The following is a 6,142-nucleotide window of genomic DNA, read 5'->3' as shown; positions in this document are numbered from 1 at the left end:
GCATCGCTGACTTCAAATTTGCCTGGACCTTCCACATTCAAAGTGGCAACCTTGCCATCTTTGACCAGCATGGAATAGCGGTTGCTGCGCACACCCATGCCACGGGCTGTCAGGTCCAGCGTCAAGCCTGTGGCTTTGCTGAAGTCGCCACTGCCGTCACCCAACATGCGCACTTTGGCACCGGTTTTTTGTTCACGGGCCCATGCACCCATGACGAAAGCGTCGTTCACGCTCACACACCATATTTCATCGACACCAGCGGCCTTCAAGGCATCGTGGTTTTCCACATAGCCTGGCACATGCTTGACAGAGCAGGTGGGCGTAAAAGCGCCTGGCAGCGCAAACAGGGCAATGGTTTTTCCTGCTGTGGCTTTGGCCACGTCCACCGGATTGGGTCCAATGCTGCAGCCATTGCCCTCCACTTCAACGTATTCCATCAGCGTGGCTGCGGGCAATGTGTCGCCGACTTTGATCATGTTGTGCTCCATTTGAATGTTTGGCGAATGCGCCGTGGGGAAAAAAAACGACCCACCATTGTGGGTCGTTTTCAGAAAGTTTGCACAAGTCCGGGTTTTAAACTCAGACCGCTTCGGCTTTCTGCACCAGGCGGCTGGCCACCCAGTTTTTGGTCTTCGAAATCGGACGGCTTTCCGTGATTTCGATGGTGTCGCCCAGGTGGTATTGACCTGTTTCGTCGTGCGCGTGGTACTTGCTCGACTTGGCCACGATCTTGCCGTAGAGGGCGTGTTTCACACGACGCTCGACGAGCACGGTCACGGTCTTGGCGCGCTTGTCGCTGACCACCTTGCCAATCAAGGTGCGCTTGAGGGATGTTTTAGCTTCCGTCATGGTCACTCCTTACTTGGCGGCTTGCTTTTGGGCAAGGATGGTTTTGGCACGGGCGATCGAGCGACGGGTTTCGCTCAGTGTTCCGGTATTGCCGAGTTGTTGCGTGGCTTTTTGCATACGCAGACCAAAGTGGGCTCTTTGGAGCGCTTTGATCTCGTCTTTCACACCAGCAACGTCTTTTTGGCGCAATTCAGCAGCGTTCATTTCTTATTTCTCCTGAATTATTGGCCAATCATGCGGGCCACAAAAGTGGTACGCAAGGGCAACTTGGCAGCGGCCAATTTGAAGGCTTCGCGGGCCAACTCTTCGGGCACGCCTACGATTTCGTAGAGCACCTTTCCGGGTTGGATCTCGGCCACGTAGTACTCGGGGTTACCTTTACCGTTACCCATACGCACTTCAGCAGGCTTGGTGGAAATCGGCTTGTCAGGGAATACACGAATCCAGATGCGGCCACCACGCTTGACGTGACGGGAAATCGCACGTCGTGCGGCTTCGATCTGACGGGCCGTCAAACGGCCACGGTCTGTGGACTTCAGGCCGAAGTCACCGAACGCCACCGTGTTACCACGGGTAGCGACGCCGGTGTTGCGGCCTTTCTGTTCCTTGCGGAACTTTCTGCGAGCAGGTTGCAGCATGTAATTACTCCTTATTGACCGTCAGCTGCTGCAGCTGGCGCGGCGACTGTGCGTACGCGCTTAACGGCGGGTTTGGCATCACCACCTGCGCCGGCAGGCTTGTCGCTGCCGTCGGTAGGTGCTGTGTTGGTGCCAGCGGGACGACGTGGGCCGCCTCGGCGATCGCCTGCGGGGCGCTCACCTGGACGTGCATCACGACGTGGACCACGTGGGCGGCGTTCTTCTTCGGCACGTGGCTCAGCCAGTGCAGGAGCGTCATTGCGACCCAAGGTGTCACCTTTGTAGACCCAGACCTTGACACCGATGATGCCGTAGGTGGTCTTGGCTTCGGAAGTGGCGTAGTCGATGTCAGCGCGCAGGGTGTGCAATGGCACGCGGCCTTCGCGGTACCACTCGGTACGCGCAATTTCGATACCGTTCAGACGGCCAGCCGACATGATTTTGATGCCTTGGGCGCCCAGACGCATGGCGTTTTGCATGGCGCGCTTCATGGCGCGGCGGAACATGATCCGCTTTTCGAGCTGTTGCGTGATGCTGTCAGCGATCAGTTGCGCATCGATTTCGGGTTTGCGCACTTCTTCGATGTTCACGGCCACTGGCACACCCAGACGAAGAGCGAGTTCTTTCTTGAGCAACTCGATGTCTTCGCCTTTTTTGCCGATCACCACACCTGGACGAGCCGAGAAGATGGTGATGCGGGCGCTCTTGGCTGGACGCTCGATCAGCACGCGGGAAACCGCAGCGTTCTTGAGCTTGGCCTTGAGGTACTCACGCACCTTGATGTCTTCGGCCAGCATGCCGGCGAAGTCTTTGTTGCTGGCGTACCAACGGCTGGACCAGTTACGGCTCACGGCCAAACGGAAGCCGGTAGGATGGATTTTTTGTCCCATGTTTCTTCCCTGGCTTAGTTGCCAACCGTCACATACACATGGCATGTGGGCTTGCTGATGCGGTTACCACGGCCTTTGGCGCGGGCTGTAAAACGCTTGAGTGTGGTGCCTTGTTCGACGTAGATGGTTTTCACCTTCAACTCGTCGATGTCGGCACCGTCATTGTGCTCAGCGTTGGCGATTGCGGACTCGAGAACCTTTTTGACGATGCCTGCAGCTTTTTTCTGCGTGAAAGTCAAAATGTTCAGCGCTTGATCCACTTTTTTACCGCGAATCAAATCGGCGACCAAGCGGCCTTTATCGACCGACAAACGGACGCCCCGGAGGACTGCACGTGTTTCCATGGTCTTTCCTTATTTCTTCTGGACTTTTTTGTCCGCAGGGTGACCCTTGAATGTCCGGGTCAGTGCGAATTCGCCCAATTTGTGACCCACCATTTGGTCGGTCACATAAACAGGAACGTGTTGCTTGCCGTTGTGAACGGCGATGGTCAGACCGATGAAATCGGGCAGAACCATGGAGCGACGCGACCATGTCTTGACGGGCTTTTTGTCTTTGGTGGCGACGGCTTTTTCGACCTTGGCCAGCAAATGGTGGTCAACGAAGGGACCCTTTTTAAGAGAGCGTGTCATTGTCTAACCCTTACTTCTTGCGACGCGACACGATCATGACCTGTGTGCGCTTGTTGTTACGGGTACGGTAGCCCTTGGTGAGGTTGCCCCACGGGTCTACTGCATGACGGCCTTCGCCGGTACGGCCTTCGCCACCACCGTGCGGGTGGTCCACCGGGTTCATGGCCACGCCACGAACGGTTGGACGGATACCCATCCAACGCTTGACACCGGCCTTGCCCAATTGGCGCAGGCTGTGTTCTTCGTTGGCGACTTCACCAATCGTGGCACGGCACTCGATGTGGATCTTGCGAACTTCACCGGAGCGCATACGCACCTGAGCGTAGATGCCCTCGCGAGCCAGCAAGGTGGCCGAAGCTCCTGCCGAACGTGCGATCTGGGCACCCGCACCGGGCTTGAGCTCGATGCAATGGATGGTCGAACCCACGGGGATGTTGCGAATAGGCAAAGTGTTGCCAGCGCGGATCGGCGCTTCGGCACCCGACATCAGGGTTGCACCGGCTTCAATGCCACGGGGGGCAATGATGTAACGGCGCTCGCCATCGGCATAGCACAGCAAAGCAATGTGCGCAGTACGGTTAGGGTCGTACTCGATGCGCTCGACTTTCGCCGGAATCGCATCTTTGTTGCGCTTGAAATCGACCACGCGGTAGTGGTGCTTGTGACCACCGCCTTTGTGGCGAGTTGTGATGTGACCGTTGTTGTTACGGCCCGATTTTTGGTGCTGAGGTTCCAGCAACGGCGCGTAGCCTTCACCTTTGTGCAGGTGGTCACGCGTAACCTTCACCACGCCACGACGGCCTGGTGATGTCGGTTTGATCTTGATGACAGCCATGATTACGCGGCCTCCCCAGACAGGTTCAGCTCTTGACCTGGTTGCAGCGTGACATAAGCCTTGCGAATGTTGTCGCGGCGGCCAATGGTCTTGCCAAAACGCTTGGTCTTGCCCTTGGTATTCACCACAGACACGCCTTTGACCTCGACCTTGAACATCAATTGCACAGCGGCTTTGATTTCAGGCTTGGTAGCGTCCTGTAGCACTTTGAAAGTCACGGTGTTGGTTTTTTCAGCAACCATGGTGGCCTTTTCGGACACGATGGGGGCCACCAGCACGGACATCAGACGACCTTCGTCAAACTTCACGGCGCTCATGCAAACATCTCCTTGAGTTTGTCCATGGCACCTTTGGTCACGAGGACTTTCTTGAAGTTCACCAAAGACACGGGATCGGCGTAACGTGGCTCAACGATCAGGATGTTGATCAGGTTGCGCGATGCCAAGTACAAGTTTTCGTCGACTTCGTCGGCGATCACCAGCACGTTGTCGAGACTCATGGCCTTGAATTTGGCAGCGAGTTGCTTTGTTTTGGGCGTGTCAACCTTGAAAGAATCCACCACGGCCAGTCGACCTTCGCGAGCCAACTGGGAGAAGATCGAAGTCATACCCGCGCGGTACATCTTCTTGTTGATCTTCTGTGTGAAGTTTTCGTCAGGCATGTTCGGGAAAATCCGACCACCGCCACGCCACAAGGGCGAGGAGGTCATACCCGCACGAGCGCGACCCGTACCTTTTTGCTTGAAAGGCTTCTTGGTGGAGTGGTGAACTTGTTCACGGTCCTTTTGAGCGCGGGTGCCTTGACGGGCATTGGCCTGATAAGCCACCACGATTTGGTGGATCAGGGCTTCGTTGTATTCACGACCGAACACAGTCTCGGGCGCATCCACTTTGGAGGCGGCTTGACCTTGGTCGTTCAGGAGTTCGAGCTGCATCAGTTCGCTCCTCTAACTTTAACGGCTGGACGCACAGTCACGAAGCCGCCTTTGGAACCGGGAATGGCACCCTTGATCATCAACAGGCCACGGGCTTCGTCAACGCGGATCACGGACAGGTTCTGCGTGGTGCAAGTGACATCGCCGAGGTGACCCGACATTTTTTTGCCAGGAAACACACGGCCAGGATCTTGTGCCATCGAAATCGAACCAGGCACATTGTGCGAACGGCTGTTACCGTGCGATGCGCGCTGCGATTTGAAGTTGTGACGCTTGATCGTTCCAGTGAAGCCTTTGCCGATGGAGGTGCCTTGCACGTCCACTTTCTGGCCCACAGCGAACACAGCCGCCACAGGCACAGTGGCACCGGCGGCGAACTGGGCTGCTGTGTCAGAGGTCACGCGGAATTCTTGAATGATTTCACCGGCTTCCACGCCGGCTTTGGCCAGGTGACCAGCGATGGGCTTGGTCACGCGCGATGCCTTGCGGGCACCAAATGTCACTTGCAAAGCGACATAGCCATCGTTCTCTTGGGTTTTGACTTGGGATACACGGTTGTTGGACACATCCAGCACTGTGACAGGAACGGAATCCCCATCATCAGTGAACAGACGCATCATGCCCACCTTGCGACCCAGCAACCCGAGGGAGTTACTAAGACTCATTGTTTTCTCCAAAACTTCCACCGTGGCCACTTCAATTGGCAGCCACGTTTGGTGTGTGAAAGACTGTTAATAAATCTCACCTTCATCAGGTGAGCCTGAAATTATAGCCCGACTCGCCATTACTGGCAAATCGGGCTCTATTTCAAGTGTTCGGATGGCTTTACAGCCATCCCACACTGCATCACTGCAGCTTGATTTCGACGTCCACGCCTGCAGGCAGATCGAGCTTCATCAGGGCGTCAACTGTTTTGTCAGTCGGGTCAACGATGTCCATCAAACGCTGGTGCGTGCGGATTTCCAACTGGTCACGGCTGGTCTTGTTGACGTGCGGCGAACGCAAGATGTCAAAACGCTTCATGCGGGTTGGCAAAGGCACGGGGCCCTTGACAATCGCGCCGGTGCGCTTGGCGGTGTCAACGATCTCGGCAGCGGACTGGTCGATCAATTTGTAGTCAAACGCCTTCAGGCGAATGCGGATTTTTTGCTTGGATGACATGTCAATTCCTTGTGGTGAGTGTTCTGCTTGCTACAGCGCAAAGGCCAATCCTTTGCGCTGCTGCGCCACAAAAGAATTAAGCGATGATCTTGGCAACGACGCCAGCGCCAACCGTGCGGCCGCCTTCGCGGATGGCAAAGCGCAGGCCTTCTTCCATCGCAATGGGGTTGATCAACTTCACAGTGATCGACACGTTGTCACCC

At 56.1% G+C, this 6,142-nt stretch carries 12 protein-coding genes and 1 pseudogene; all 13 read right to left on the bottom strand.

Features of this window, described 5'->3' with window-relative positions:
* A partial coding sequence (locus tag ACIQ47_RS14065; protein ID WP_396438704.1) for a peroxiredoxin occupies positions 1-476 on the bottom strand: 476 nt, incomplete at its 3' end.
* 103 nt (positions 477-579) lie between these two features.
* Positions 580-849: a 30S ribosomal protein S17 gene (gene rpsQ / locus ACIQ47_RS14060; protein ID WP_053172811.1), complete on the bottom strand. Its 270-nt coding sequence runs from the start codon at positions 847-849 to the stop codon at positions 580-582.
* 9 nt (positions 850-858) lie between these two features.
* Entirely contained in the window at positions 859-1,053 is a 195-nt protein-coding gene (gene rpmC, locus ACIQ47_RS14055) for a 50S ribosomal protein L29 (RefSeq protein WP_108352552.1), read from the bottom strand.
* A 17-nt stretch (positions 1,054-1,070) separates the two neighbouring features.
* The gene (gene rplP / locus ACIQ47_RS14050; RefSeq protein WP_019426900.1) at positions 1,071-1,487 is read right to left on the bottom strand and encodes a 50S ribosomal protein L16; all 417 of its coding nucleotides are present in this window, start codon (positions 1,485-1,487) and stop codon (positions 1,071-1,073) included.
* A gap of 11 nt (positions 1,488-1,498) precedes the next feature.
* Positions 1,499-2,377, bottom strand: a complete 879-nt coding sequence (gene rpsC / locus ACIQ47_RS14045) for a 30S ribosomal protein S3 (RefSeq protein ID WP_108352550.1) — start codon at positions 2,375-2,377, stop codon at positions 1,499-1,501.
* A gap of 14 nt (positions 2,378-2,391) precedes the next feature.
* Complete coding sequence (gene rplV / locus ACIQ47_RS14040) at positions 2,392-2,721, bottom strand: 50S ribosomal protein L22 (protein ID WP_019426902.1); 330 nt, start codon at positions 2,719-2,721, stop codon at positions 2,392-2,394.
* Between the two features lie 9 nt (positions 2,722-2,730).
* Positions 2,731-3,009, bottom strand: coding sequence for a 30S ribosomal protein S19 (gene rpsS / locus ACIQ47_RS14035; RefSeq protein ID WP_007847809.1), 279 nt, complete (start codon positions 3,007-3,009; stop codon positions 2,731-2,733).
* 10 nt (positions 3,010-3,019) lie between these two features.
* Positions 3,020-3,844, bottom strand: coding sequence for a 50S ribosomal protein L2 (gene rplB, locus ACIQ47_RS14030; protein WP_019426904.1), 825 nt, complete (start codon positions 3,842-3,844; stop codon positions 3,020-3,022).
* Between the two features lie 2 nt (positions 3,845-3,846).
* Positions 3,847-4,161, bottom strand: coding sequence for a 50S ribosomal protein L23 (rplW, locus tag ACIQ47_RS14025; protein ID WP_108352549.1), 315 nt, complete (start codon positions 4,159-4,161; stop codon positions 3,847-3,849).
* The gene (gene rplD / locus ACIQ47_RS14020; protein WP_108352548.1) at positions 4,158-4,778 is read right to left on the bottom strand and encodes a 50S ribosomal protein L4; all 621 of its coding nucleotides are present in this window, start codon (positions 4,776-4,778) and stop codon (positions 4,158-4,160) included. Before rplD ends, rplW begins: the two co-directional genes overlap by 4 nt.
* On the bottom strand, positions 4,778-5,443 hold the full coding sequence (gene rplC / locus ACIQ47_RS14015; protein WP_396438703.1) for a 50S ribosomal protein L3: 666 nt from the start codon (positions 5,441-5,443) through the stop codon (positions 4,778-4,780). Before rplC ends, rplD begins: the two co-directional genes overlap by 1 nt.
* Positions 5,444-5,624: 181 nt before the next feature.
* Entirely contained in the window at positions 5,625-5,939 is a 315-nt protein-coding gene (rpsJ, locus tag ACIQ47_RS14010) for a 30S ribosomal protein S10 (RefSeq protein ID WP_019426908.1), read from the bottom strand.
* Positions 5,940-6,015: 76 nt separating this feature from the next.
* Positions 6,016-6,142: pseudogene (locus ACIQ47_RS14005) on the bottom strand (elongation factor Tu); the annotation flags it as partial.

This window comes from Limnohabitans sp., from assembly GCF_044373035.1.
Taxonomy (GTDB): Bacteria; Pseudomonadota; Gammaproteobacteria; order Burkholderiales; family Burkholderiaceae_C; genus Limnohabitans_A.
Note: the sequence above shows the minus strand (reverse complement) of the source record. Positions and strands in the feature narration are given on the sequence as shown.

Coding starts and splice junctions, on each gene's coding strand:
- rplC (WP_396438703.1), bottom strand. CDS start 5,443: ATGAGTCTTAGTAACTCCCTCGGGTTGCTGGGTCGCAAGGTGGGCATG.
- rplW (WP_108352549.1), bottom strand. CDS start 4,161: ATGAGCGCCGTGAAGTTTGACGAAGGTCGTCTGATGTCCGTGCTGGTG.
- rpmC (WP_108352552.1), bottom strand. CDS start 1,053: ATGAACGCTGCTGAATTGCGCCAAAAAGACGTTGCTGGTGTGAAAGAC.
- rpsS (WP_007847809.1), bottom strand. CDS start 3,009: ATGACACGCTCTCTTAAAAAGGGTCCCTTCGTTGACCACCATTTGCTG.
- rpsC (WP_108352550.1), bottom strand. CDS start 2,377: ATGGGACAAAAAATCCATCCTACCGGCTTCCGTTTGGCCGTGAGCCGT.
- rpsQ (WP_053172811.1), bottom strand. CDS start 849: ATGACGGAAGCTAAAACATCCCTCAAGCGCACCTTGATTGGCAAGGTG.
- rplP (WP_019426900.1), bottom strand. CDS start 1,487: ATGCTGCAACCTGCTCGCAGAAAGTTCCGCAAGGAACAGAAAGGCCGC.
- rplD (WP_108352548.1), bottom strand. CDS start 4,778: ATGCAGCTCGAACTCCTGAACGACCAAGGTCAAGCCGCCTCCAAAGTG.
- rpsJ (WP_019426908.1), bottom strand. CDS start 5,939: ATGTCATCCAAGCAAAAAATCCGCATTCGCCTGAAGGCGTTTGACTAC.
- rplV (WP_019426902.1), bottom strand. CDS start 2,721: ATGGAAACACGTGCAGTCCTCCGGGGCGTCCGTTTGTCGGTCGATAAA.
- rplB (WP_019426904.1), bottom strand. CDS start 3,844: ATGGCTGTCATCAAGATCAAACCGACATCACCAGGCCGTCGTGGCGTG.